26 protein-coding genes and 1 pseudogene are annotated in these 23,579 nt (G+C 74.9%); 11 read left to right on the forward strand and 16 right to left on the reverse strand.

Annotation, left to right across the window (positions count from 1 at the left end; translation table 11 throughout):
• Positions 1-75 precede the first annotated feature (75 nt).
• Positions 76-726, reverse strand: a complete 651-nt coding sequence (locus tag KSP35_RS21310; RefSeq protein WP_216997779.1) for an MOSC domain-containing protein — start codon at positions 724-726, stop codon at positions 76-78.
• Between the two features lie 105 nt (positions 727-831).
• Here KSP35_RS21310 and KSP35_RS26260 point away from each other — a divergent pair, with 105 nt between their 5' ends.
• Both KSP35_RS26260 and KSP35_RS21315 read left to right on the forward strand, forming a co-directional pair.
• Positions 832-1,125, forward strand: coding sequence for a hypothetical protein (locus KSP35_RS26260; protein WP_371749014.1), 294 nt, complete (start codon positions 832-834; stop codon positions 1,123-1,125).
• Positions 1,058-1,591, forward strand: a complete 534-nt coding sequence (locus KSP35_RS21315; protein WP_371749003.1) for an alpha/beta fold hydrolase — start codon at positions 1,058-1,060, stop codon at positions 1,589-1,591. The genes KSP35_RS26260 and KSP35_RS21315 overlap by 68 nt, the downstream gene beginning before the upstream one ends.
• Here KSP35_RS21315 and KSP35_RS21320 read toward each other — a convergent pair.
• The 5 genes from KSP35_RS21320 to KSP35_RS21340 form a co-directional block, all read right to left on the reverse strand.
• Entirely contained in the window at positions 1,518-2,408 is an 891-nt protein-coding gene (locus KSP35_RS21320; RefSeq protein ID WP_216997780.1) for a CPBP family intramembrane glutamic endopeptidase, read from the reverse strand. The genes KSP35_RS21315 and KSP35_RS21320 overlap by 74 nt on opposite strands.
• 90 nt (positions 2,409-2,498) lie before the next feature.
• On the reverse strand, positions 2,499-3,404 hold the full coding sequence (locus KSP35_RS21325; RefSeq protein WP_216997781.1) for a DMT family transporter: 906 nt from the start codon (positions 3,402-3,404) through the stop codon (positions 2,499-2,501).
• Positions 3,405-3,458: 54 nt separating this feature from the next.
• Complete coding sequence (locus KSP35_RS21330; RefSeq protein WP_216997782.1) at positions 3,459-4,661, reverse strand: FAD-binding domain-containing protein; 1,203 nt, start codon at positions 4,659-4,661, stop codon at positions 3,459-3,461.
• Positions 4,658-4,981, reverse strand: a complete 324-nt coding sequence (locus tag KSP35_RS21335; protein ID WP_217002304.1) for a DUF3253 domain-containing protein — start codon at positions 4,979-4,981, stop codon at positions 4,658-4,660. The genes KSP35_RS21330 and KSP35_RS21335 overlap by 4 nt, the downstream gene beginning before the upstream one ends.
• 98 nt (positions 4,982-5,079) lie before the next feature.
• The gene (locus KSP35_RS21340; RefSeq protein WP_216997783.1) at positions 5,080-6,402 is read right to left on the reverse strand and encodes an HNH endonuclease signature motif containing protein; all 1,323 of its coding nucleotides are present in this window, start codon (positions 6,400-6,402) and stop codon (positions 5,080-5,082) included.
• A gap of 167 nt (positions 6,403-6,569) precedes the next feature.
• Between KSP35_RS21340 and KSP35_RS21345 the strand changes: the two genes are divergently transcribed.
• Positions 6,570-7,112 carry a glutathione peroxidase gene (locus KSP35_RS21345; protein WP_216997784.1) on the forward strand — a complete coding sequence of 181 codons (543 nt, stop codon included), beginning with the start codon at positions 6,570-6,572 and terminating at the stop codon, positions 7,110-7,112.
• A 7-nt stretch (positions 7,113-7,119) separates the two neighbouring features.
• Here KSP35_RS21345 and KSP35_RS21350 read toward each other — a convergent pair whose 3' ends face one another.
• Positions 7,120-7,542 (reverse strand): PPOX class F420-dependent oxidoreductase, encoded by a 423-nt coding sequence (locus KSP35_RS21350; protein ID WP_216997785.1) that lies wholly within the window; start codon positions 7,540-7,542, stop codon positions 7,120-7,122.
• A 36-nt stretch (positions 7,543-7,578) separates the two neighbouring features.
• Here KSP35_RS21350 and KSP35_RS21355 point away from each other — a divergent pair, with 36 nt between their 5' ends.
• The 5 genes from KSP35_RS21355 (at position 7,579) to KSP35_RS21375 (ending at position 11,894) form a co-directional block, all read left to right on the forward strand.
• Positions 7,579-8,535 carry an aminoglycoside phosphotransferase family protein gene (locus tag KSP35_RS21355; protein ID WP_216997786.1) on the forward strand — a complete coding sequence of 319 codons (957 nt, stop codon included), beginning with the start codon at positions 7,579-7,581 and terminating at the stop codon, positions 8,533-8,535.
• Between the two features lie 167 nt (positions 8,536-8,702).
• Positions 8,703-9,212, forward strand: coding sequence for a hypothetical protein (locus tag KSP35_RS21360; protein ID WP_216997787.1), 510 nt, complete (start codon positions 8,703-8,705; stop codon positions 9,210-9,212).
• Positions 9,209-9,835 (forward strand): hypothetical protein, encoded by a 627-nt coding sequence (locus tag KSP35_RS21365; protein WP_216997788.1) that lies wholly within the window; start codon positions 9,209-9,211, stop codon positions 9,833-9,835. The genes KSP35_RS21360 and KSP35_RS21365 overlap by 4 nt, the downstream gene beginning before the upstream one ends.
• A gap of 83 nt (positions 9,836-9,918) precedes the next feature.
• Positions 9,919-10,716, forward strand: a complete 798-nt coding sequence (locus KSP35_RS21370) for an alpha/beta fold hydrolase (RefSeq protein ID WP_216997789.1) — start codon at positions 9,919-9,921, stop codon at positions 10,714-10,716.
• Entirely contained in the window at positions 10,713-11,894 is a 1,182-nt protein-coding gene (locus tag KSP35_RS21375; RefSeq protein WP_216997790.1) for a PP2C family protein-serine/threonine phosphatase, read from the forward strand. Before KSP35_RS21370 ends, KSP35_RS21375 begins: the two co-directional genes overlap by 4 nt.
• 61 nt (positions 11,895-11,955) lie before the next feature.
• On the opposite strand, the gene KSP35_RS21380 is transcribed toward KSP35_RS21375, so the two are convergent.
• The 6 genes from KSP35_RS21380 to KSP35_RS21405 all read right to left on the reverse strand — a co-directional run bounded on the left by KSP35_RS21380 (position 11,956) and on the right by KSP35_RS21405 (position 16,931).
• Positions 11,956-12,543, reverse strand: a complete 588-nt coding sequence (locus KSP35_RS21380; RefSeq protein ID WP_216997791.1) for an OmpA family protein — start codon at positions 12,541-12,543, stop codon at positions 11,956-11,958.
• Entirely contained in the window at positions 12,540-13,214 is a 675-nt protein-coding gene (locus tag KSP35_RS21385; protein ID WP_216997792.1) for a hypothetical protein, read from the reverse strand. The genes KSP35_RS21380 and KSP35_RS21385 overlap by 4 nt, the downstream gene beginning before the upstream one ends.
• A 72-nt stretch (positions 13,215-13,286) precedes the next feature.
• Complete coding sequence (locus tag KSP35_RS21390; RefSeq protein ID WP_216997793.1) at positions 13,287-14,585, reverse strand: serine/threonine-protein kinase; 1,299 nt, start codon at positions 14,583-14,585, stop codon at positions 13,287-13,289.
• Entirely contained in the window at positions 14,582-15,181 is a 600-nt protein-coding gene (locus tag KSP35_RS21395) for an RNA polymerase sigma factor (protein WP_216997794.1), read from the reverse strand. Before KSP35_RS21395 ends, KSP35_RS21390 begins: the two co-directional genes overlap by 4 nt.
• A gap of 95 nt (positions 15,182-15,276) precedes the next feature.
• Positions 15,277-16,173: a glycosyltransferase family 2 protein gene (locus KSP35_RS21400; RefSeq protein ID WP_216997795.1), complete on the reverse strand. Its 897-nt coding sequence runs from the start codon at positions 16,171-16,173 to the stop codon at positions 15,277-15,279.
• Positions 16,170-16,931 carry a sulfotransferase gene (locus KSP35_RS21405; protein WP_216997796.1) on the reverse strand — a complete coding sequence of 254 codons (762 nt, stop codon included), beginning with the start codon at positions 16,929-16,931 and terminating at the stop codon, positions 16,170-16,172. Before KSP35_RS21405 ends, KSP35_RS21400 begins: the two co-directional genes overlap by 4 nt.
• Positions 16,932-17,047: 116 nt before the next feature.
• Here KSP35_RS21405 and KSP35_RS21410 point away from each other — a divergent pair, with 116 nt between their 5' ends.
• Together KSP35_RS21410 and KSP35_RS21415 are read left to right on the forward strand one after the other, a co-directional pair.
• Positions 17,048-18,118, forward strand: coding sequence for a glycosyltransferase (locus KSP35_RS21410; RefSeq protein WP_254127284.1), 1,071 nt, complete (start codon positions 17,048-17,050; stop codon positions 18,116-18,118).
• 98 nt (positions 18,119-18,216) lie between these two features.
• Positions 18,217-19,143, forward strand: coding sequence for a glycosyltransferase (locus KSP35_RS21415; protein WP_216997798.1), 927 nt, complete (start codon positions 18,217-18,219; stop codon positions 19,141-19,143).
• A gap of 21 nt (positions 19,144-19,164) precedes the next feature.
• Here the strand turns inward: KSP35_RS21415 and KSP35_RS21420 are convergent, their stop codons facing one another.
• From KSP35_RS21420 to KSP35_RS24870, 3 genes and pseudogenes are all read right to left on the reverse strand, one after another.
• Positions 19,165-19,398 carry a hypothetical protein gene (locus KSP35_RS21420; RefSeq protein WP_216997799.1) on the reverse strand — a complete coding sequence of 78 codons (234 nt, stop codon included), beginning with the start codon at positions 19,396-19,398 and terminating at the stop codon, positions 19,165-19,167.
• 33 nt (positions 19,399-19,431) lie between these two features.
• A complete protein-coding gene (locus KSP35_RS21425) occupies positions 19,432-20,400 on the reverse strand; it encodes a sulfatase-like hydrolase/transferase (protein WP_254126871.1) in 969 nt (322 codons plus the stop codon).
• 322 nt (positions 20,401-20,722) lie between these two features.
• A pseudogene (locus tag KSP35_RS24870) lies at positions 20,723-20,986 on the reverse strand (sulfatase-like hydrolase/transferase); the annotation flags it as partial.
• A 141-nt stretch (positions 20,987-21,127) separates the two neighbouring features.
• On the opposite strand from KSP35_RS24870, the gene KSP35_RS21430 reads away from it, so the two are divergent.
• On the forward strand, positions 21,128-23,557 hold the full coding sequence (locus KSP35_RS21430) for a glycoside hydrolase family 3 C-terminal domain-containing protein (RefSeq protein ID WP_216997800.1): 2,430 nt from the start codon (positions 21,128-21,130) through the stop codon (positions 23,555-23,557).
• Positions 23,558-23,579 lie beyond the last annotated feature (22 nt).

The raw sequence follows: 23,579 nt of genomic DNA on the forward strand, positions 1-23,579 counted from the left end.
TGCTCTCCGGAGCACGCACCACGGGTTCCGCGAACGGCCCCCGCCGCCCGGCGGGGGCCGTTCCGCGTGCTCCGCTCAGCGGTCGAGTCGGTCGCGCAGGGGGCGGCGCCACTGGTCGGCGAGGGCCGGGTGGTCGGCGACGGCGTGGACGGCATCGGCGTCCTCGAGGTGCACGTCGGCCATGGCCAGGTGGGCGTCCTGCACCGAGAGCCCGAGGGGGTCCCGCCGGACGACCTCGATCGGCCCGGCCACCGGGACCTCGCCGGGATCCAGGACCCGCAGGTACCAGCCCGTCCGCCCGGATCGGCGCATCGACGCCTGCACGTCGGGCCGGCCCCGGTGGAGGGCGAGCTTGAAGCAGGGCCAGCGCGGCTGGCACACCTGGAGGAGCGCGCCGCCCCACGACCACACGTCGCCGATCAGCACGTCGGCCTCGAGCGGGCCGACGGTCGACAGGTTCTCGCCGAACGCCGCCGGGCCGAGCACCTCGCCGAGCGCGTCCTGCCACCAGCCCAGGTGCTCCGACGGGTAGGCGTAGACCGCCTTGTCGGGCCCGCCGTGCACGCTGAGGTCGGCCTGCCCGTCGCCGGACAGGTTCAGCGTCGACAGCCAGAGGACGTCGTCGCGCACCGGCTGCTTCCGGATGCCGCTCCAGACGCGCTCGCCGCGGACGTCGGCGAGCACCGTCGGCACGCCGGTGCAGACGCTGGCCAGCTGGATCGACATGGGGGCTCCCCTCGCCTCGCTCGCCGCGGTCGAGGCGGCAGCCGATGCTCGCACACCGGTGCACCGTCGGACGGGCCTCGGCGCTCGACGGCGCGAGACTCCGGCATGGCCACCTTCGTGCTGATCCCCGGCGCCGGGAGCGGGCCCTGGTACTGGCACCTGGTGGAGGACGAGCTCCAGCGGCTCGGCCACGACACCGTCGCCGTCGAGCTGCCGTGCGACGACGACTCGGCCGGCTTCGCCGAGTACGTCGATGCGGCCGTGGCCGCCCTGGGCGATCGCACCGCGGGACGCGATCGTCGCCCACTCGCTCGGCGGCTTCACCGGCACCCTGCTCGCGGACCGGGTGCCCACCGAGCTGCTCGTGCTGGTGACGGCGGTGATCGCCCGCCCCGGTGAGTCGGCCGGTGACTGGTGGGCCAACACCGGCCACGGCGAGGCCTTCCGGGCCCAGGCGACGCGGGACGGCATCCCGCTCGACGAGGACCCGTCCGACGCCCACACCTACTACCAGGGCGTGCCCGACGAGCTGGTCGCCGGCGCCGAGGCCGACGTCCGGGGCCAGTCCGGCACGCCGTTCGATGCCGCCTGGCCCCTCGACGCGTGGCCGGCGGTGCCCACCCACGTCGTCCTCTGCACCGAGGACCGCTTCTTCCCCGCTCCGTTCATGCGGGAGCTGGTCACCGACCGGCTCGATCCCGCTACCCCGGTCACCGAGCTCCCGGCCGGTCACCTCCCGATGCTCAGCCACCCGACCGAGCTGGCGGCGATCCTCGATCGCGCTTGGGCCGTCAGGCGGCCTTCGGGGCGGCGTCGGTCCAGTCGGCCCGGCGCAGCAGCACCAGGGCGAGCAGGCCGACGGTGACGAGGGTGAACAGGCCGGCCTCGCTCGTCAGGTAGGCGGCGAGGGCCGGTCGATCGGTCACCAGCGTGGGCGACTCGACGAGGGCGGTGTTGACCGCGGCGTGGGCGATGGCCGCCGGCCACACGCTTCCGCTGCGGATGCGCAGCCAGCCGAAGAGGACGCCGCCGAGGGAGATGACGGCCACCGCGCCGGGCACGACGAGCCAGCGGCTGCCCTCGCTGTTGTAGGCGACGGTCAGCACCATGAGCGGGATGTGGAACACCCCGTGGATCAGGCCGGTGACGAGCGAGGCCGACCGGTTGGAGAGGACCTGGGCCAGGCGGGGGAGCAGGTAGCCGCGCCAGCCCAGCTCCTCGACCAACCAGAACACGCTCATGAACACCAGGCTGATGGGGGCGTCGGCCAGGTAGAGGCCGAGCTGGTGGAACCGCACGACGCCCAGCGCCCAGGTGGCGGCGAACGACGCGCCGATGGCGGCGGCGGGCACCAGGACGGCGAAGGGCCAGTACCGGAGGCCGGCGCGCCGGACGCCCAGCGGGATCGGGTTCGCCGGTGCGTGGCGGACGCGGGTGGTCAGCCCGATGAGCAACAGGGTCACCACGGGGACGACGCCGCTGACGACCGAGGCCGGTCCGGGGTGGGAACGGGTGCCGGGCAGGAGGAGGGCGACCACGACGGCCAAGCCGTACGCCAGGCCCACGAACGTGCCCGCCTCCCGGAGCGGGTGGAGCGATCGTGGCCGGAGGTCGGCGCCGTCCCCACCGCCTTCGAAGCCGGTGGTCGCGGAGGTGGGCGTCGGGATGTCGGTCGCGGTCATGGCTCGATCATCGGGCTCGACGTCCGATCGGCCCTGAGCAGCGGGTGCTCATCTTCCGCACGGCTGCGGCCGCCTCGTCGGACCTCGGGCTCAGTCGCCGGCTGTGGCGCCACCCTCGGCGACGAGCAACGGTCCCGCTTCCCGGCTGCGGCCGGCGGCGAGCCAGCAGCCGGCGAGGACGACCGGGAGGCCGAGGAGCTGGCCGAGCGAGAGTGATTCGTCGAGCACGGTGATGCCCAGGCCCAGGGCCACCACCGGGTTGACGAAGGTGATGACGGTCGCCTGGGCGGGGCCGACCTCACGGATGAGGGCGAAGAACACCACGAAGGCGACGGCGGTGCAGATCACCGCCAGGGCGCCGAGGGCCGAGAGGCTGCGAGCCGTCGGCACCCCGTCCTGCGCCAGCGCAGCGATCGGCAGGTAGGCGAGCGACACCAGCCCCAGCGACAGGGTGGCGATCCCGATGCCGGGCACGTCGCCGAGCTTGCGATCGGTGATGAACGGGGCGACGGCGTAGCAGACGGCCACCACCAGGACCTCGAGCACGTTGACCAGGCGGACCTCGCCGTCCCCGCTGGCGGCGCCGACCACCAGCGCCACGCCGACGATGCCCAGCACCAACCCGAGCAGGCGGCTGCGGGTGAGGGCGTGGCGGTCGCCGAGGGCGAACGAGACGATGGCCCCGAACAGCGGCACGGTGGCCACCAGCAGCCCGGTGAGCCCGGACGGCAGGGTCAGCTCGGCGTGGCCGAGGAGGATGAACGGGCCCGCCATCTCGATGGCCCCGAACGCCGCGATCCAGCGCCAGTGGGCCAGCGCGACCTTCAGCGAGCCCTGGCGGAGGGCGATGGGCAGGAGCAGCAAGGCGGCGATCCCGGTGCGCCCGGCCACCACCGTCGGCGGCGCCAGCGACTCCACCGCGATCGAGATCAGCAGGTACGGCAGGCCCCAGATGAGCGACATGGCGCCGAACAGGATCAGACCACGACGGCTCACCGGCCCATCATGGCCCGGCCGTCCTTCCCGGCAGTGGGCCGATTCGGCTGCGCCTCAGCGAGACCAGGCGCTGAAGCTGGCCAGCGACCCGGATCGGGGGCGCTCCAGCCAGGGCCACGGGTGGACCTCGGCCAGGTCGAGGACCGCGGCCTTGCGGCGCCACCCGGGCACCGGCGTGAAGGTCGCGGCGAGGGATCGGCCGGCGAGCACCTGCGCTGGGTCGCCCCGGTGCAGCTCCAGCTCACGGGTCGCTCCCAGCTCGGCGAGCCGATCGGCCAGGAACACCAGGCGCTTCGACGAGAGGCGCAGGCGCCGCAGCAGCGGCTCGTCGAAGGTGAACACGGCAGGGAGCTCGGGATGGGCGGAGAGCGCCGGGTCGTCGTCGCCCAACGACTCCGCGGTCAACCAGACGACTTCGGGAGCGGACTGCAGCACCGGCTCCTCGGGCCCGGCCGTCCGGGCGACGTCGGGGTCGCGCCGCAGGCGTGGTGCGACGGTGGCGGAGACGTAGGCGGGCTGCTCCGGCCACGCCCGGATCGGGCAGTCGTCCTGGTGCGGACAGGTCTCGCACAGGCCCGGGGCGCGGCGGCGGACCTGTCGCTGCGAGAAGCCGTAGGCCTTCGACGTGGCGGTCCCGACCGTCCACTGCCACCCGAGCCGGTTCGCCGCCCGCGAGCCGTCGAGCAGGTGGGTGAAGAAGCGGTCCTCGCCGTCTCGCCAGTCGGCACCGTGGCGGACCGACCACTGCGAGGCCAGCCACATGCGGGTCTGGTTGACCATCCACCCGTCGGCCTCCAGCTCCTCGAGGTTGACGGCCACGCAGCGCATGGACCGGTCCCAGGGCTCTGCGGACGCCGTCCCGTCGTCGGCGGGCACCCGGCGGAGCGCCTCGCCGGTGCGCTCGCCGAGGCGGGCGTAGAGGTGGCGGGCGTACTCCTGCCAGCGCAGCTCGTCACGGAACTTGCGGCGGTCGGCGGCCGGGCCGTCGAGCGCCGCCCAGACCCGGGGGAGCGTCAGCTGCCCGTGGCGGATCCACGGCGACAGCCCCGAAGCACCGCGCCGGCTCGCCGGCAGCACCTCGTTGCGGCGCCGGGCGTACCCGGTCAGGTCGAACGCAGCGAGCGCGGCGTCGGCCGCTGCCTGCGTGCCGGAGAACCGCCCGGACCGGTGGGGCTCGTCGGCGCACAGGTCGCCCAGGTGCTCGGCGACCCACCGCACCTCGTCGCCGGGCTCGGGCAGCGGGAGGAGCGTCGTCACGGGCGCGCCACCTCGATCGGTCCCTTGGCGGTGGACGGGTCGACGCGCTTCCCGCCCTGCGTGACGACGGCCTGACCTTGGGCGTGCAGCCGGCGGGCGGCGGAACGGGCCGGTTCACGCAGGGACTCCCACCCGTCACCGCCCACCTCGCGAGCGGCCTCCTCGGGGTCCACGGCGCGGCCCCTCGGTCCGGCCGCGAGCAGCTGGAGGATGGCGGCCTCGAGCTCGTGATCCACCGGGCGCACCCCACGACGACGACACGCCGCCGAGCAGTGGCGGACCTCGTCCCACGATCGCTCCCACCGCTTGCGCCAGTGCATGGTCCGCCCGCACGAGGCGCAGGTCTTCGGAGCAGGTTCAGCCACGGCCCTCGCCTACCCACGGCGCCGAGGTCCGGGCGCGCCCGGGGGCGCCGGGGTCATGCGATCTCGGTGCCGTCGGGGCGGTGGGTGTGGAGCTGGCCGTGTTGGTCGCGGTGGACGGTGTAGCCGTGCTCCTTGAGTCGGTTGTGCCTCCCGCAGGCGGGTGCCCCGTTGCCGGGGCTGGTTGGGCCGCCTTCGGCCCAGGGTTGGAGGTGGTCGGTCTGGCAGTGGTGCACGGGGGTCTGGCAGCCGGGCCAGTAGCAGTGGCGGTGGGCGATGGTGGCGGCGAGCTGGGCGGCCCCGGTGAAGAGCCGGGCCCGGCGTCCGACGTCGATCACGACCCCCTCCGCGCCGAAGACGGCGCGCCGGATGCGGCCGAGCAGGGCGGCGGCGACGGCTTCGGTGGCTTCGACGGGGTGCCCGTGCTCGGTGTGGCACCGGTAGGGGGTTCCGTCGATGGTCAGGTCGAGGTCGACCGGGTTGCGGCGGGGCCCGGGCTCGGTGCCGGTGAGGCGGGTGGTCTCGCGTGCGAACGTGGTGTGGTCGATGACGAGGTCGGTGGTGATGGTGGTGCCGGTCTCGGCTCGGTGGCCGGCGGCGGCGAGGTCGAAGAGGTGCTCCAACGCGCCGAACCGACGTTGGGCGTCGGTGCGGGGGAGATCGGCGCCGGTGGCGGCGTCGCCGTGCTCGGCACGGGCCTTCTCCCAGTCGAGCTGCAGCTCGGCGGCGATGGCGGCATCGAAGATCGAACGCATCCGTGCCCCGGACAGGGAACCGCACGACGCCCGGAGCCGCCAGGACAGGTCGCGGTCCTGGAGCAGCGAGGCGTCGCGGTTGTGGTGGTTGCGGTCGTTGGCGGGGCGGGTGCCGTCCTCGTCGGTGAGCCGGACCCAGTCGGTGAGCCGCTGGTCCAGCTCGTCGTAGGAGAGCCGGGAAGCCAACACGGCGAGGTGCTCGTCGAGCTCGCAGAGCTCGCGACGGACCCGCGGGTTGGCGTGGGCCAGGGCGATCCGGTCGAGGTGGCAGATCCCGATCCGGCCCGATGCGAACGCCTCGCGCACGGCGGGGAGGTCGCGGAGGCAGTGCGCGGCCCGGACCCGGCGCAAGGCTTCGGCGTTGGACAGGCGGGCGTTGTGGCGCAGCCACACCTTGACCGAGGCGTGCCCGTCGATGCGGTGCAGGCCCCGCTGCTCGACCCGCTCGGCATGGGCGACCTGGGCGGCGACCGCCAACCGGACCAGCCCCTCGAGCTCCCGACAGCCCTGGTTCGCGTCGATGATGTCGACCGGCTCGACCCCGGCGGTGGTGAGCGCGGCGAAGCCGGCCACGATCTGATCGATCGCTGCTGCGGTGGCACGGTCCTGCACCTCTGACGCCATGGTTCGACCCTACGCAGGGGGTCTGACAGGTTCTCGTGGTTCGAGAGGCCTTTCGGCGTATTTTGTCGTTCGGGTCGTGGGGCCCCCGACGCAGGCGGCCGGGCGACCGGGCCGTGGCCACCGATACCCTCCGGGGCGCACCCGATCGATCGTCGAAGGAACCCCGCATGACCGAGCTCGCCAACATCCCGTTCGCCACCACCGAGGGCACCACCAGCTCGCTGGCCGAGCACCACGGGCAGGTGGTGCTGGTCGTCAACGTGGCGTCGAAGTGCGGGCTCACCCCGCAGTACGAGGCGCTGCAGGCGCTCTACGCCGACAAGCGGGCCGACGGCTTCGAGGTCCTGGCCTTCCCGGCCAACGACTTCGCCGGCCAGGAGCCGGGGACCGACGAGGAGATCGCCGAGTTCTGCTCCACCACCTACGCCGTCGAGTTCCCGATCCTCTCCAAGATCAGCGTGGTCGGCGAGGACCAGCACCCGCTCTATGCCGCCCTGACCGAGCAGGCCCCGGCCGCCGAGGACAAGGAGTCGTTTCGCGAGAACCTCCGCGGCCACGGCCTCAGCCCCACCGACGATCCCGACGTGCTCTGGAACTTCGAGAAGTTCCTCGTCGACAAGCAGGGCGCCGTGGTCGGCCGCTTCTCGCCCGCCGTCACCCCGGACGACCCCGCCCTCGTCGCCGCCATCGACGCCGAGCTGGCCAAGTAGCGCTCGTTCAGCTCGCCCAGGGGCCGACACCGGTGACGCGGTCGATGGTGATGCGGTTGACGACGCCGGCGGGCGGGTCGTCGGGCAGCGGCATCGACTGGTCGGGGCCGAGGTAGACGCCGGCGAGGCGGTCCAGGAGCGGCACGGCGCCGCCCTCGGTGATGCGGGCGGTGCCGTGGACCACGAGGTACTGGTCGAGCCCGTGCTCGCCCGACACCCCGGTGATGATGGTCAGCACCACCCGGGGGTCGCGCTCGATGTTGCGGACCTTCTGGTAGCGACCCAGGTGGGCGGTCACCACCTCGTCGCCGTCCATGCCCACCCAGACCACGCTGGCCTGCGGGCTCCCGTCGGGGTTCAGGGTGACCAGGGTGGCCAGGTGCCCGCCTTCGATGGCGGCTCGGACCTCGGGCGTCAGCGCGTCGCTCATGGCCGGCAAGGTAGCGGGAGCGGGCACGATGGGGTGATGGCCGCCGCCGTCGCCGTCCCGTCCGTGCTGCGCCACGCCGTGGCCGACGAGGAGGCGGGCCCGGCCTGGCTGGCGTCGCTCGACGACCTGGTGGCGCGCGCCGAGCAGCGGTGGGACCTGGCGGTGGGGGAGCCGTTCGGCACGGGCATGGCGGCGTGGACGGCCCCGGCCACGACGGCGGGCGGTGCCGAGGTCGTGCTCAAGCTGTCGTTCCCGCACCCCGAAGCGAGGGACGAAGCTGCTGCGCTGGCGGCGTGGAACGGGTCCGGGACCGTCACGCTGCTCGGGTTCGACGCCGAGGACCAGGCGCTGCTCCTGCCGCGGTTGCGCCCCGGGACCGACCTCACCGCCGCAGCGCTGCCGATCGAGCACCACCTCACGGTCGGCGCCGAGCTCCTGCGGCGCATGGCGTCGGCGGCGGTGGCCCCCGGCTCGCCCTTCCAGGACCTCCGAGCGGTGGCGGCCGGCTTCGCAGCCAACGCCGAGGTGCGGATCGAACGGACCCTCCGGGGCGCGCCGTACCCGGTCGACGTCGGCGTGTGCCGCCACGCCGTCGACCTGCTCCGCTCGCTGCCCGTCGATGCACCGGTGCGCGGCCTCGCCCACGGTGACCTCAACCCGGGCAACGTCCTGCGCACGGCGGCCGGGTGGCTGGCCATCGATCCGAAGCCGGTCCACGGCGACCTGGCCTACGACCCGTGGCCGCTCCTGACCCAGGTCGGCGACTGGACCGCCGTCGCGGCAAGCGCCAGCGAGCTCGCCGACCGAGCTCGGCTCGTGGCCGAGGTGACCGGGCTCGATGCGGCCCGGATCGCGTCCTGGTGCACGGCGCGGAGCGCGTCGTCGGGGCTGTGGGCCGCCTCGCGCGGCTGGTGGACGGGGTTCCGTGGCGCCGACGGCGACCTCGACCGAGCCGTCGCCTGGAGCGGGGCGGCGACCCGGCTCGGCGGCTGAGCGCCGTGCCGCGAGCCGGGCTCGGCGCCTGGTTCGCCGGCCGCGGGCGGTGTCCCGAACGGGTGGTTGGGCGCGACTTCTGCTAGCAGCGCGCTTGCAAGAGGCAGCGGGGGGTAGTGCGGGCGAGCCGTGCGACGCACGGCGCACCCACCATCCAGGAGGTACCCATGGCCACCCCCACCGAGGGCAGCGGCTTCATCGACCGGCTCAAGGGCAAGGCGAAGGTTGCCGCCGGCACCGTGCTCGGCGACGAGGGCCTGCAGCAGGAGGGCCGCCTCCACGAGGAGAAGGCCGGGGCCGAGGCGGACGCCGCCCGGCTCGAGGCCGAGGCCGCCGAACAGGCCGACGCCGCCGCTCGCGCCCAGCGCGAGCAGGAGCTGCGCGAGGAGCGCGAGCAGCTCGCGCTCGCCGAGGCCGAGGACCAGGCCAAGGCCCGCGTCGAGGCCGACGCCGCCCGCGAGGCCGCCGAGGCAGAGGCCCGGGCCGCCCGCGAGGCCGACGCCGCCGACGCCCAGGCCACCGCGGGCGCCCTCGCCGCCTCGCGCACCGAGGCAGCGGCCGCCGCCGAGCACCGCACCGAGGCCCGGTCGGCCGAGGCCCTCGAGGCCGCCGCCGAGCAGGCCCGCACCGAGGCCGAGCGCCTCGAAGCCCAGACCGAGCAGATCGAGCAGAAGTGAGCACCACCATGGACATCAACGCCATCCCCCGCACCGCCGTCCGCTACGGCATCGCCGCCAGCCGGCTGCCGCTGACCGCCGCCGAGGTCGTCCTCGGCCACCGAGACGAGCCCACGTGGGGCCCGACCGTGGCCTTCGATCGGGTGCAGGCCCAGGTCAAGGAAGCCCTCGGCGGCGCGCTGCACGACGACGTCCTGGTCGAGGAGGGCCGCCTGATCGCGGCGAAGCTGGCCAAGCAGGACCAGGCGTCGACCTTGGACGCGCTGGCTGCGGAGCGGCGAGACGAGGCCGCCGACGAGCTGGAGGCCGCCCGGGCTCGGGCCGCCGCCCAGCGCAAGGCGGCGGCGACGGCCGCCGAGCGCAAGAAGCAGGCGGCAGCGAAGCAGGCGGCGAGCGCCGAGCGGTCGGCTGCGGAGTCGGCTCGCAAGCAGCAGGCCCTGGTCGAGCAGGCCACCGCCAGCGCGGCCGAGGCCGTGGAGCGCCAGGGCCGGACCGCTCGCCTGGCGGCCATCGATGCCGAGCAGGCGGCGCTGGACACCCAGAAGGCGGCGGCCGCCAAGGCCAGGAAGGCGAAGGCCGCGGAGCGGCGGATCGCCGCCTCGAAGGCCGCTCGGACCAGCTGACGTCCGGCTGGCGACCCCGCCGCACCGGCGGGGTCGCCGTGGCCGGCTCGGTCGCACCAAGCGGGCACCGGTAGGGTTCGGCGATGGGGGTGGCCGAGCGCAACAACGTGATCACCCGCGGTCGCTCCGGCGCCCAGCCGATGGTCTTCGCCCACGGCTTCGGCTGCGACCAGAGCATGTGGCGGCTGGTGGCGCCGGCTTTCGAGGCCACGCACCTGACGGTCACCTACGACCACGTCGGCTTCGGCGACTCGGACCTGTCGGCCTACGACCCCGTCCGCTACGGATCGCTGCAGGGCTACGCCGATGACCTCATCGAGGTGTGCGAGTCGCTCGACGCCGGACCGGTCGTGTTCGTGGGCCATTCGGTCGCCGCCATGATCGGCGTCCGCGCGGCCATCGCCCGCCCGGAGCTCTTCGACCGCCTCGTCCTGGTCGGCCCCTCCCCGCGCTACATCGACGAGGACGGCTACGTCGGGGGCTTCAGCGCCGCCGACATCGACGGGCTCCTGGAGTCGCTGGATCGGAACTACCTCGGCTGGTCGAGCGCCATGGCGCCGGTGATCATGGGCAACCCCGATCGCCCGGAGCTGGGCGAGGAGCTCACCAACTCGTTCTGCCGGACCGACCCCCGCATCGCGTCGCAGTTCGCCCGCGTGACCTTCCTGTCGGACTCGCGGGCGGACCTGGCGAAGCTGCGGGTGCCGGCGCTGGTCCTGCAGTGCTCCGACGACGCCATCGCCCCGCTGGCGGTGGGCCGCTACACCCACGAGCACCTCGCCGGCAGCGAGCTGGTGGTGCTCGAGGCCACCGGGCACTGCCCCAACCTGAGCGCTCCCGAAGCGACCACGGCCGCCATCGCGTCCTACCTGGCTCCGTGACCGAAGCCGAGCGGCCTCCGCAGGAGCTGCTCCCGGGGCTGGGCCCGGAGTCCGTCGAGGACCTCTACGACCGGGCCCCGTGCGGGTACCTCGTGTCGCTACCGAACGGGACGATCGTGCGGGCCAACCGGACGTTCCTCGACTGGGTGGGGCTGGACGCCGACGCGCTCGTCGGTCCCACGCGCTTCGTGGACCTGCTCGGTGGCGGCGGCCGGATCTTCCACGAGACGCACGTGGCGCCCCTGCTCGCCCTCCAGGGCACCGTGCGCGAGCTGGACCTCGACATCGTCCGGGCCGACGGGACGGCGTTCCCGGCCCTGGTCAGCATCGTCCGGATGGAGGGCACCGACGAGGTGGCGGCCCACCACCGGATCACGGTGTTCGACGCCTCGCAGCGTCACCAGTACGAGGCGGAGCTCCGCCGGGCGCGGGCCACGGCCGAAGCGTCGGAGGAGCAGGTGCGGGCCGTGGCCACCACGCTGCAGCGCAGCCTCCTCAGCGGCGGCATCACCAGCGGGGCCGGCTTCCACATCGAGACCCGCTACCGGCCGGCCTACGACACGCTGGAGATCGGCGGCGACTGGCACGACGCCTTCTTCCTCAAGGACCGCACGACGGTCGCGGTGTCGGTCGGCGACGTCGTCGGGCGAGGCATCGCCGCGGCGTGCGCCATGGGCCAGCTCCGCGCCGCGCTGCGCGCCATCGCCACGTCGGGCGTGGGGCCCGCACGCGTCCTCGAGCACCTGGACGACTTCGTGGAGCGGCTGCCTGACGCCCAGATGGCCACGATCGCCTACGCCCAGATCGACACCGCCACGGGTGCGGTCCGCTACGCCTGCGCCGGCCACCTGCCGCCGCTGCTGGTCGATGCCGAGGGCGTCGCGACCTACCTCTGGGAGGGACGGTCGCGCCCCATCGGCCTCGTCCCCGAAGCCCGGCCCGAAGCCACGGCGACCCTGGTGGCGAGCGGCCGCATGGTGCTCTACACCGACGGCCTCATCGAGCGACGGGTCCGCAACATCGACGACAGCCTCGATCGGCTGGCTCGGTCGGCGGCGACCGGACCGGCCGGCGAGGGCCTGCCCGCCCTCGGTGATCGGTTGATGGCCGAGCTGCTCGCCGACGAGGACCACCGCGACGACGTCTGCCTGCTCGCCATCGAGCGCGAGGCCGGCTGACGCACGCGGAAGGCCCCGCCGCTGGGGCGGGGCCTTCGGTCGTGGGGTCGCCGGGCCTCGGTCAGGTGGACCGGGCGAAGGTGATGGTCACCCGGCGGTTCCGGGCCCGACCCTCGGGGTCGTCGCTGCCGTCGTCCTTGGTGTTGGGAGCCACCGGCTCGGCCGCTCCCTTGCCGGCGACGGTGAACGTGGCCTTCGGCAGCTTGCCGGCGAGGGCGTCCCGGACGGCGGTCGCCCGTCGCAGCGAGAGGTCGGCGTTGTACTCGGCCGTGCCCTTCGAGTCGGTGTGGCCGACGATGGCGACGGCGCCCTTGCCGCCGTCCTGGTAGGCGGCGACCACCTCGTCGATCCGGGCGGCGGCCTCGGGGGAGAGGTCGGCCTTGTCGAAGGCGAAGGTCACGTCGGCGGCGAGGGTGATCGACACCTCCTTCGGGGTCTCCTCGGTGCGGATGTCACCCGAGATCGACTCGACCCGGCGGATGACGTCGACGGTGCGGTGCTCGATCGCCACCACCCGTCCGGCACCTGCGCCGGGGTCCTGGGCCGAAGCCGGGGCCGAGGCACCGGCGACGCCGATGGCGAGCAGCGTGGCGATCACCACGGCGGCGGCCCCGCCGGTCCGAGCGGTCGTCGGTCGGGCGGAGGTCACGAGATCTCCAGGCCGTTGACCGGCTTGAAGCCGGGGAGGCTGAGGTCGACGGTCTTCACCGACTCGGGCGGGGCCGTGATGTCGGCGTAGAGCTCGGCGCTCGTGCCGGGGGCGATGGCCAGCTGGGCCCCGCCGCCGGTGCACAGGCAGACGTCCTTGCTGTCGAACAGCGTCAGGTACTTCTTGTCGTTGGGCCGGTCGAGCAGGGCGGCGCCGCCGACGTCGTAGGTGCCGCTGGCGGTGATGGTGTCGTCGCCGAGCTCCGTCCACGCCTCGAAGGTGGCGTCGCCGTCCTCGCCGGTGTTGGTGATGGCGAAGCGCACCTCGATGGTGTCGCCGTCGAGCCGCTCCACCGAGCGCACGTCGAGCCGGAGCGGCACGAGGGTGGGGTCGTTGGGGTCGGCACGGAGCTGGCCGGTGGAGCTGCCCACCACGGCGTCGTCGTCCGAGGACGAGGGAGCGGTGGTGGTGGTGGCCGAGCCGCCATCGGAGCCGGAGCCGCCATCGGTGCTGCCGCTGCCGGTCTTGCTGGCGGCGGCCACCGTGGTGGCCGATCCGCTCTCGGTGGCGGCCTTCTTGTCGGAGCCGGCGGAGCAGGCGCCGGCGCTGAGCACCAGGGTGGCGGCCGCTCCGAGGGCCATCAGTCGTCGGGTCATCGTGCTGGGGGTCATGGGGGGTTCCTCCTTGTTCAGCAGGTCTGTCGCGGGCGAGGCCCGATCGGTTGCAAAGATCTGAGATCTTCTTCAGGAAGCGGCGCGGACCTCGACCCGGAGGACCGCCACGAGCACGTCGCCGTCGGCGGTCTGGCCGAGGAGCCGCACCGTGGCGGTGCCCTCCGACGTGGGCCGCAGCTCCAGCGCGGTGCCGCTCGGGAACGACTTGCCGTCGGGTGCCAACCAGGTCGCGGTCTCGACGCCCTCGAGGGCGGCGGTGAAGGTGGCGGTCTGGCCAACGGTGGCCGAGCGCGGCCCGGTGAAGGCCACCGACGACGAGCCGGCCGTCGTGGTCGCGCGGGCCCGGCCACCGCTCAGCTGCTCGACCGACGTGCGGCCGTAGGGATCGTCGTCGGCCGTGCTCCGCCCCAGCCACCACCCGCCGGCCAGGCCGGCTAGCAGGACCGCGGCGGCGGCGAGGGCCGCCAGCCCCCGCCTGCGGGGCCGTCGCGGGGCAGCATCGACCGGTCCGGCGGCGGCGGCGGGCCCCGTCGGCGCGGGCGGCGGCGCGTTGGCGGCCTCGAGGGCCTCGATCCAGGCTGCGGCGGTGGGATGGCGCTGGTCGGCTTGGGCCGAGAGGCTGCGCTCGAGCTCGCGGATGACCGGGTCGGGCCAACCGAGGCGGCGGACCGGCTCCTGCCACGCGTCGTGGGTGGCCGGGGTCTCGCCCAGGGCCAGCCAGACCAGCAGGGCGCTGGCCGACCAGATGTCGGCCCGAGCGTCGACCCAGCCCCCGACGCCCTGCTCGGGCGGCGTGAAGCCGGCGGTGCCGGCGCCGACGGTGAGGCCCGAGGTGGCGGCCAGGTCCTTCGACAGGCCCAGGTCGGCGAGCATGAGGCGCTCGCCGGGGGCGAGGAGGGTGGCCGACGGCGGCACGGCCGCGGTGCCGCGCACCAGGAGGTTCCCGGGGGTCACGTCGCGGTGGACCACCTGCTCGGCGTGCAGGGCGCCCAGGGCCACCGCTACCTGGCGGGCGACCGTGAGCAGCTCGTCCAGTCGGGGCGCCGCGCCACCGAGCCGTCGACGGCGGGCCGCCAGGTCACCGCCGCCGGCCAGGTCGAGGACCAGGAAGGGCTGGCCGGCCTCGGTCTCGCCCAGGTCGAAGACCTTGACCACGTGCGGGCTGTCGACCCGGCGCAGCAGGTGGCCCTCGCTGATGAACCGCTCTCGCAGGTCGGCGTCGAAGCTGTGGTTCTCGGCCAGCACCTTGATGGCGACGTCGGCGTCGAGCCGGTCGTCGCGCGCCCGGTAGACGGTGGCGAAGGCGCCGGTCCCGATGACCTCGGCCACCTCGTAGCGCCCCAGCTTGCGGGGCACGCCGCGGGTCACCGCACCCCTCGCAGCTCGGCCGCGGCCAGCGCTCGGCCCCGTGCCACCCGGGCCTTGGCCGTGTTGAGGTTGAGGCCCAGCTCCTGGGCGACCTCGGCGTAGGAGCGCTGCCCGATGTCGCGCAGCACCACGGCGTCGCGGTACAGCTCGGGCAGGCCGCGGATGGCGTCGTCGACGGCGGAGCGGGTGGCGATCATGGACGAGATCCGGGCGGCGTCGCCCTCGTCGCCGTCGAGCGGGTCGGTCTCCTTGCGGCGCCGCAGGTGGGCGATGGCCTTGTTGCGGGCCACGGCGTGGAGCCAGGTGGTGAAGCGGGCATCGCCCCGGAACGAGCCGATGGTCTCCGCCACCGCGATGAGCACGTCCTGCTCGACCTCCTCGGCGTCGGCGTCCTGCACGACGAGGCGGCGGATGGCCGGGCGAGCGAGGTGGTGCTCGTCGACCACCCAGATCAGGTCCACGAGGGCCGTCCGATCGCCGGCGGCGGCCCGCTGGGCCACGGCGTCGACCAGGTCGCCCAGGTCCTCGCGGTCGCCGGCAGCGGCTTCGACCGCGGCCCGCCACGTGCGGCTCGACGCTGCCTCCCGACCGCTCAACGCGCCACCCGTGCCCCTCTGCTCGCCCGAGCACCGACCCGCGGACGGCGCTGGGCCCCCCTCCTACCCGTCGGCGCCGGTGCCGACACCGGGGGTCAGGCGCTCGTGCGGAACGGCAGCGCGGCTTCGCGGTGGGCGGCGGCCAGGTCCTGCTCGTCGGGGTCGCGGAGGACCGGGGCCTCGGTGGCGGCCGGGTCCCAGGCGATGAAGCCCAGTCGATCGAGCTCGGCCAGCCACCCCTCCATCGGCCACCGGCCCCACTTGCGGCGGAAGGTGGTGGCGTTGGCCAGCGTCGCTCGCAGCTGCTGCACGGGCGGCTCCCACACGTCGTGGTGCTGGTGGAACACCTCGGCCCCGGCGACCAGGGCGACGGGGACCCCGGCGGCCCGTGCCGTCACGGCCAGGTCGGTGTCCTCGCCGGCGTAGCCCTGGTACTGCTCGTCGAAGCCGCCGAGCCGGGCGAAGGTGCCGGCCCGGAAGGCCATGTGCAGGCCCCAGACCTGCTCGTGGTGGTCGCTGCTGCGCCACCCGCGGTCGGGCGGCCGCTCGCGGTGGGGGTGGTGGCGACCGAGGGCCCGCAGCGTGGCCGGGTCGAAGCTCGGGGGCGGCTCCGGCGGGAGGTACCAGACCTCGCCGGTGGCCAGGGCGTCGACCTCGTCCAGGGTCGTCGCCAGGCTCGCGGCGTAGGCGGGCCCCGGGATGCAGTCGGCGTCGAGGAAGGCGAGGTTGGACGAGCCGGCCGCCGCGGCGGCGGCGTTGCGCGCCTCGCTGTAGGGGATGCGCTCGCCCCCGTGGCCGACCTCGATGATCCGGACGGCCAGGGCGGAGCTGGGCGGGACCACGGCCCGGGGGTCCTCGCCCCCGCACCACGCCACCACCAGCTCGGCCGGTGGCCGTTCGGCGGCGGTGAGGCCGGCGATCACGCGCGCCAGCAAGGTGTTGCGGTTGCGCACGAGCGTGAGGACGCTGAGGTCGACCGGTTCGCTGCTCACGCCACGGCCTCGCGGGCGAGGGCGGCGAGCGCTGCGTAGAGGGCGGCGGCGCGGTCCGGCGTCCCGGGTGCCGGCGCGCTGCGGTGGAGGTCCACGTCGATGGCCCCCTCGGGGATCGGCAGCCCGACGAAGCGGCCGAGGGCGGGCAGGGCCCGCCCGGTGACGAGGTCGGCGTGGTCGACCACGAGCCACCGCCCGTCGGCGCACAGGCGGAGCAGGCGGCGGTTCACGGCCTCCCAGAGGGCGAAGCCGTGGTCGAGCGTCACCTCGAAGCCGGCGTAGTAGCCCGGGTCGCGCTGCCACATGGCCCTCAGGCTGGTGGCCACCTCGCCGGGCGCGCGGACCACGGCCACGAAGCGGGTCCCCGGGCGCAGGGCCGGACGCCATGCGTCGAGCACGTAGGGGAACCGAGGGTCCTTGATGCATGCCGGGCGCTCGGGCAGCAGGGCGGCGAAGCGGGCGCGCTGGGCCGGCGTGGCGCTGACCGACACCTCGTCGCCCAGCACCGCGAGCCAGGCCAGGCGCGCCGGTGCCTCGGCGGGCCCGTGGCCGGGCGGGAGGTGGGGGAGCAGGAGCTCGTCGCCGAGCTCGGTCACCTCGACGTCCTCGTAGAAGCCACGGGGGTTGGCGTCGGTCGCGGCGAGCAGGTGCCGGCCGAAGTGGAAGCCGGCGTCGGCCAGCAGCTGGCCCACCAGCGAGGTGCCGCTCCGAGGCGCACCCACCACCAGCACGTCGGGTGGTCCAGGCGGTGGGGGCACCGCTCGTGCGTGCCCGCCGGGGCCGGTTCCAGACGCGCCGGGTTCACCCGGTCGGGTGGATCGGCGGCTCGCCCGGCGGGTAGCGGGTGTCCACCACGATCGAGAAGGGATCCGTGATGCTCCCCCCGCTGCGGGTCGCCATCCTCGCGGCGAGCCGCCACCCCATCGTCGAGCCGTTCGCCGGCGGCCTCGAGGCCCACACCTGGCAGCTGGCCACCGGCCTGCGGCGCCGCGGCCACCGGGTCACGGTCTTCGCCGGGGCGGGCTCGGACCCCTCGCTCGACGTCCGGCCCTTCGCCGGCGGCTCCCCGGTGCTGAGCGCCGCGGCGCGGGCCGACGTGTCGTTCGGCCCGGAGGCCACGATGGTCGAGCACCACGCCTACCTCTCGACGCTGTTGGGACTGGCCCGCTCCGGAGCCGACGAGTTCGACGTGCTGCACAACAACTCCGTGCACCACCTGCCGCTCGCCATGGCGCCGGCCATCGAGGTCGCCCAGGTCACCACCCTGCACACGCCGCCGACGGCCTGGATGGAGCTGGCCGTGAAGGCCAGCCCGACCCCGCTGCCCATCCGGTTCTGCGCCGTCTCGCACCACACCGCCGAGGCCTGGCGGGGGACCGTCGACGCCTCGGTCGTGCCCAACGCCGTCGACCTCTCTGCGTGGCGGGTCGGGCCGGGCGGCCCCGACGCCATCTGGTCGGGGCGGATCGTGCCCGAGAAGGGCCCGCACCTCGCCATCGACGCCGCCCGGGCCGCCGGGTTCCGGCTCCGCGTGGCCGGCCCGGTCCTGGACCCGGCCTACTGGCGCGAGGAGGTCGAGCCCCGGCTCGGGCCCGACGTCGAGTGGATCGGCCACCTGTCCCAGCGGGCCCTCGCCCGGGAGGTGGGCGCCTCGGCGGTGGCCGTCGTGACGCCCCGGTGGGACGAGCCGTTCGGGCTGGTCGCCCTGGAGGCGTTGGCGTGCGGCACGCCCGTCGCCGCCATCGGTCGCGGCGGGATGGCCGGCCTCCTCGAGCCCGGGAGCAGCTGCGTGGTGGCCACCGAGGACACCGCCGAGCTGGCCGACGCCCTGGTTCGGGCCGCTCGCCTCGACCGGGCTCGGGCCCGGGCCCACGCCGAGGAGCACGGCTCGCTCGACCGCATGCTGGACCGCTACGAGGACCTCTACCGCTCGGCCCGGGCGTGACGCCCGGGGCGGGGCGACCGCTCGGCTGCTACGTCCACCACCACGGAGCCGGGCATGGCGTCCACGCCCAGGCTCTCGCCCGGGCGAGCGACCGGCCCGTGGTGGGCCTCGGGTCAGGACCGCCGCCCGACGGGTGGACGGGCACGTGGATCGCCCTGCCACGCGACGACGAGCCGCCCTTCGCCGCCGACCCCACCCGCGGGGGAGCGTGGCACTGGCTCCCGTCCGGCCACGCCGGCCTGTCCGCCCGGATGCGGGCGGTGGCCGGTTGGATCACGGCGGCCGACCCGGTCGCCGTGATCAGCGACGTGTCGTGCGAGGTCACGTGCCTGGCGGCGCTGCTGGGCGTGCCCACCGCCCACGTCCTCCTGCACGGGGACCGCACGGACCGACCGCACCGGCAGGCGTTCGACACGGCCGACGTGCTGGTCGCTCCCTGGCCGGCCGCCCACGCCGAGCCGGCCCACGGGCGGTGGGCGGCCAAGACCCGCCACGTCGGCCTGCTCAGCCGGTTCGACGGACGGCCGGCCCCGACCGGCGCCGGCGACGGCTCGGTCCTGGTGCTGGTCCCGGGCGGCCCGCACCCGTTCCGGACGTCGGCCATCACGGCGGCCGCGGCGGCCAGCGGCCGACCCTGGGTGGTCGCTGGCGCCATCGACGCGCCGGCCACCCCTGCTCCGGGGGTCGAGTGGCTCGGCCCGGTAGCCGATCCCTGGCCCCTGCTCGAGCGGGCCAGCGTGGTCCTGTCGGCGGCGGGAGCGGGCGCCATCGGCGACATCGCCGCCGCTCGCCGACCGGCGGTGCTCTTCCCGCAGCCGCGGCCGTTCGACGAGCAGGCGGTGGCGGCCCGGGCGCTCGCCACCACGGCACCCGTCCGCATCCTCGAGGCGTGGCCGGAGCAGGGCTGGTGGGCGCTCATCGACCAGGTCGCCGACCTCGACGGCACGACGTGGCGCCACCTGCACGACGGCTCGGGAGCGGCGCGCTTCGCCGTCGTCGCCGCGGCGCTGGCCGCCGGGAGCTGACGCCTGCGGCGGCGGGTCGCCTCAGGAACCCTTCTTCTTCTTCCCCTTCTTCTTCTTCTTGCCGTTGCCGGCGCCCTGCTGGGCGTTGATGTTGTCGACCAGTGCGGGCTTCGAGCGGCCCTGGGCCTTGGCGTGGGCCTTGGCCGAGCGCTTCTCGCCCTTGGTCATCTTCTTCGAGGAGCCCTTCGGCTTCGGCTTCTCCCAGACCGCCTTCTTCTTCTTCTTGCCCTTCTTGGTCTTCTTGGCCTTGCTCATGGGCGCCGTCTACCCATCGCCGGACCCGGGACGTCAGCGGCGGGGGTCGCGCCGGACCACCAGGCCGTGCTCGTTGGTGATGCGGGTGCCGGTGAGCGTGCGATCCATGTGGCGCATGCGCCACGAAAGGAGGCGGGCCCGAGCCTCGGCCACGCGGGCGGCCACCGTCGGGTCCTCGATGAGCTCGCCGGCGGCGAGCACGTGCGGGTGGACCTGGTCGGGGTCGAGCTCCAGGTCGAACCAGAGGCCGGCGCCGTCGCCGAAGTGCACGTACTTGTCGGCGGCCGAGCGCACGACGTCGAGCGTGCACTGCTCCATGGTGAGGCCGAACAGGTCCTCGCCGAGGTGGCGGACCGGGTCGCGGAAGTCCCACTGCTGGTGCACCTCGGTGCGCCAGTCGGCGGGGACCGGGGCGTCGTGCAGGAACGGCTGGAGCTCGCGCCCGTCGACGGCGATGGGCACCTCGATGCCCAGCCAGGTGCACAGCGTCGGCATCACGTCGACCGACTCCGTGAACGCCTCGACGGCGAGGCCGCGCGTGGCGTCGGCCTCGGGCCGGGGGTCCACCACGATCAGGGGCACGTGGTAGCTCTCGTCCCACCAGCCCAGCTTCTCGACCAGCCAGTGGTCGCCCATCTGGTCGCCGTGGTCCGACGTCAGCACCACCAGGGTCTGGTCGGTGAGGCCACGGGCGTCGAGGTGGGCGAACAGCCGGGCCAGCTGGTCGTCGACCTCCGCCATGTTCCCCCAGTAGGTGGCCCGCAGCTGGCGGGCCTCGGCCTCGTCGGTGGGGCAGCCCGCCTCGAGGGCGCCGAAGTGGTGGATGGGGTGGACGTCCAGCTCGGCCTGGCGGTCGGCGAGCCGCTTGAACGGGGCGCCCTCGGCGGGGTCGTAGCGGTCGTGGTAGCCCTCGGGGGCCCGGTACGGCGGGTGGGGCCGGATGTAGGACACGTGGGCGAACCACGGCTCGCCGGCGGGGCGATCGTCGAGCCACTCGATCACCCGCTCGGTCAGGAACGCCGTCTCGGTGTGCTCGGCGGGGAACCGGGAGGGGGGCCCAGCTGTCTGCGTGGTCCTCGGCGCCGGGGTAGCCCGGGATCGGGGCCCACAGCTCCTCGAAGGTGGTGGGCACCTCGTGGCCGTGGGCGGCGAGCCACTCGAGCCAGGGCGCCAGGTTCCGCCACGTGAGCACGGTGCCCTCGGCGAAGCCGGGCAGGGTGCCCTCGTAGTCGAACAGCCGGGGGTCGGCGGGGTCGTCGACCACGCGCGGGTCGACGCTGGTGTCGGTGTAGCCGAACAGGGTGGGGTCGTAGCCGTGGGCGCGGACCTCCCGGGCGACGTTGGTGAAGCGGTCGTCGAGCGGGGTGCCGTTGGCCACGGCCCGGTGGTTCATGGCGTAGAGGCCGGTGTGCAGCGACGCCCGGCTGGGCCCGCACGGTGCGGTGACCGACCAGTGGTTGGCGAAGCGCACGCCGCGAGCCGCCAGGGCATCGAGCGTGGGCGTGCGCACCACCGGGTGGCCGGCCACGCCGAGGCAGTCGCCGCGCCACTGGTCGACGGTGATGAAGAGGACGTTCGCTGCGGGCACCGGCGCTCCAGGGCTCTCGCCCGACCTTCGGGCGCCTGGCGACGCTACCGGGGCGCCCCGCAGGCCACGGCTACGGTCGGCGCCCGGGCGCCCGACCGGTCGGTCGTGGCGCCGACGGGTCGATTCGTGGAGGCGTGGGCCGTGGTGGACGAGGGACGAGCAGCGTCGGTCGAGCGGCAGGAGGCGGCCGCCGCCGTGGTCGCTCGGCTCGACCGCCGGACCAAGGTCCGGCTGCTCTCGGGCTCGGACATGTTCGAGGTGCGTGGCCTGCCGGAGCACGGCCTGGCGCCGATCGCGGTGGCCGACGGCCCCCACGGGCTGCGCCAGCAGGCCGGCGGCGGCGACCACCTGGGCCTGAGCGGCTCGGTGCCGGCGACGTGCTTCCCCACCGCCGCCACCCTCGGCTCCACCTGGGACGTCGCCCTGGTGGAGCAGGTCGGCGTGGCCCTCGGCGAGGAGGCGGCCGAGCAGGGCGTGGCCGTCGTGCTCGGGCCCGGCCTCAACATCAAGCGGCACCCCGCCGGGGGGCGGTGCTTCGAGTACCTCTCCGAGGACCCGCTGCTCAGCGGTGACCTGGCCGCCGCCATGGTCCGGGGCATCCAGTCCCAGGGCGTCGGCGCCTGCCTCAAGCACTTCGCGGTGAACAACCAGGAGTCGCACCGGCTGGTGGTCGACGCCGTGCTCGACGAGCGCACGCTGCGCGAGCTGTACCTGACCGGGTTCGAGCGGGCCGTGGCCGGCTCGGCGCCGTGGACGGTCATGTGCTCCTACAACCTGGTCAACGGCACCTACGCGTCGGAGCACCATGAGCTGCTGCAAGAGGTCCTCCGTGACGAGTGGGGGTTCGACGGCCTGGTCATGACCGACTGGGGCGCCGCCAACGACCGCGTGGCCGGGGTGCGGGCGGGGCTGGACCTGGAGATGCCGGGCAGCGGCGGCGCCTTCGACGCCGACCTGCTCGGCGCGCTGGAGTCCGGCGCCCTGGCGGATGGCGAGGTGGACCGCTGCGCCGGGCGCGTGGTCGAGCTGCTGCAGCGCGCCCGGCGCGATCGGGTGCCGAGCGATCGGGATGCCCACCACCGGCTGGGCCGCCGGGCCGCGGCGGCCGGCTCGGTCCTGTTGCGCAACGAGGGCGGGGTGCTGCCGCTCGCCACCGACCTCGGCCGGCTCGCCGTCGTCGGCGCCTTCGCCGAGGTGCCGCGGTACCAGGGCGCCGGCAGCTCCCAGGTGCACGCCACCCAGGTCGACCGGCTGCTCGACCTGGTGCGGCAGCGGGTGGGCCCCGGCACTGACGTGGCCTACGCCCCGGGCTACGACCCCGAAACCGGGTCCGGCGACGCCGCGCAGCTCCAGGCCGCCCTGGATGCGGCCGCCGGCGCCGACGTGGTCGTCTTCTGCGGTGGGCTGCCGGCCCCCATGGAGTCCGAGGGCTTCGACCGCCAGACCCTCGACCTGCCGGCCGGCCAGGTCGCCCTCATCGAGGCTCTGGCTGCCGGGCCGGCGCCCGTCGTGGTGGTGCTGAGCAACGGCGGGGTGGTCCACCTGCCCTGGGCCGACCGCGTCGACGCCGTGCTCGAGGGCTGGCTCGGGGGCCAGGCCGGCGCCGGCGGCACCGTCGACGTGCTCTTCGGCGACGTCGACCCCGGTGGTCGCCTGGCCGAGAGCATCCCGGCCCACGTCGCCCAGCTGCCGGCCGATCGGAACTTCCCCGGCCAGCCTCGCCAGGTGGAGCACCGCGAGGGCCTGGCCGTGGGCTACCGGTTCCACGACACGGCCGGCGTGGCGGCCCGCTACCCGTTCGGCCACGGCCTCTCGTACACGACGTTCGACTGGACCGACGCCGCCCTCGAGGGCTCGGGCACCGACGTGCGGGTGTCGGTGCGGGTCACCAACACCGGCGATCGGGCGGGCAGCGACGTCGTGCAGGTCTACGTGCGGGACCCCGAGGCCTCGGTGTGGCGTCCCCAGCAGGAGCTGAAGGGGTTCGCCAAGGTCCACCTCGCTCCTGGCGCCAGCGAGGTCGTCACCGTCGACCTCGACCGCCGGGCGTTCGCCGTGTGGGACGTGGCCGCCCACGACTGGCTGGTGGAGGCCGGTGCCTTCGAGGTCGTGGTGGCCCGGTCGACGGTGGCCGCGGTCGCCCGGTTCGACCACCACGTCGACTCGCCCGACGTGATCTCGCCGGTGCCGCCGCCGGCCGGGCTGGTCATGACCGACCGCGAGCTCGAGGCGGCGCTGGGCCGGCCGATCCCGCAACCGGCGCCGGTGCGACCGTTCCACCGCAACTCGACCCTGGAGGACCTGGAGACCACTGCGGCCGGCCGGGCCCTCGGGCGGGTGGTGGTGAGGGTGGGCCTGAGCGAGGCGGCCAGGGAGTTCCCCGACCCCGATGCCGCCACCGAGGCGATGGTGCGCACGGCGCTGCGCGAGGGCCCGATCCGCGGCCTGGTCCTGCTCAGCGGCGGCCGGGTCCCCTTCGCCGCCGTCGACGCCCTCCTCGCCGCGTTCAACCGCGACGGCGCCGGGGCCCGCCGCACGGTCCGCCGCGCCCTGCGACGACGGCGGACCTGAGCAACGGGCGCGGTCGGACGGC

Source organism: Aquihabitans sp. G128 (genome assembly GCF_019048865.1).
In the GTDB taxonomy this organism is placed as follows: Bacteria; Actinomycetota; Acidimicrobiia; order Acidimicrobiales; family Iamiaceae; genus Aquihabitans.

Coding starts and splice junctions, on each gene's coding strand:
- KSP35_RS21310 (WP_216997779.1), bottom strand. CDS start 726: ATGTCGATCCAGCTGGCCAGCGTCTGCACCGGCGTGCCGACGGTGCTC.
- KSP35_RS26260 (WP_371749014.1), top strand. CDS start 832: ATGGCCACCTTCGTGCTGATCCCCGGCGCCGGGAGCGGGCCCTGGTAC.
- KSP35_RS21320 (WP_216997780.1), bottom strand. CDS start 2,408: ATGACCGCGACCGACATCCCGACGCCCACCTCCGCGACCACCGGCTTC.
- KSP35_RS21335 (WP_217002304.1), bottom strand. CDS start 4,981: ATGCACTGGCGCAAGCGGTGGGAGCGATCGTGGGACGAGGTCCGCCAC.
- KSP35_RS21340 (WP_216997783.1), bottom strand. CDS start 6,402: ATGGCGTCAGAGGTGCAGGACCGTGCCACCGCAGCAGCGATCGATCAG.
- KSP35_RS21345 (WP_216997784.1), top strand. CDS start 6,570: ATGACCGAGCTCGCCAACATCCCGTTCGCCACCACCGAGGGCACCACC.
- KSP35_RS21350 (WP_216997785.1), bottom strand. CDS start 7,542: ATGAGCGACGCGCTGACGCCCGAGGTCCGAGCCGCCATCGAAGGCGGG.
- KSP35_RS21355 (WP_216997786.1), top strand. CDS start 7,579: ATGGCCGCCGCCGTCGCCGTCCCGTCCGTGCTGCGCCACGCCGTGGCC.
- KSP35_RS21360 (WP_216997787.1), top strand. CDS start 8,703: ATGGCCACCCCCACCGAGGGCAGCGGCTTCATCGACCGGCTCAAGGGC.
- KSP35_RS21370 (WP_216997789.1), top strand. CDS start 9,919: ATGGGGGTGGCCGAGCGCAACAACGTGATCACCCGCGGTCGCTCCGGC.
- KSP35_RS21385 (WP_216997792.1), bottom strand. CDS start 13,214: ATGACCCCCAGCACGATGACCCGACGACTGATGGCCCTCGGAGCGGCC.
- KSP35_RS21410 (WP_254127284.1), top strand. CDS start 17,048: ATGCTCCCCCCGCTGCGGGTCGCCATCCTCGCGGCGAGCCGCCACCCC.
- KSP35_RS21420 (WP_216997799.1), bottom strand. CDS start 19,398: ATGAGCAAGGCCAAGAAGACCAAGAAGGGCAAGAAGAAGAAGAAGGCG.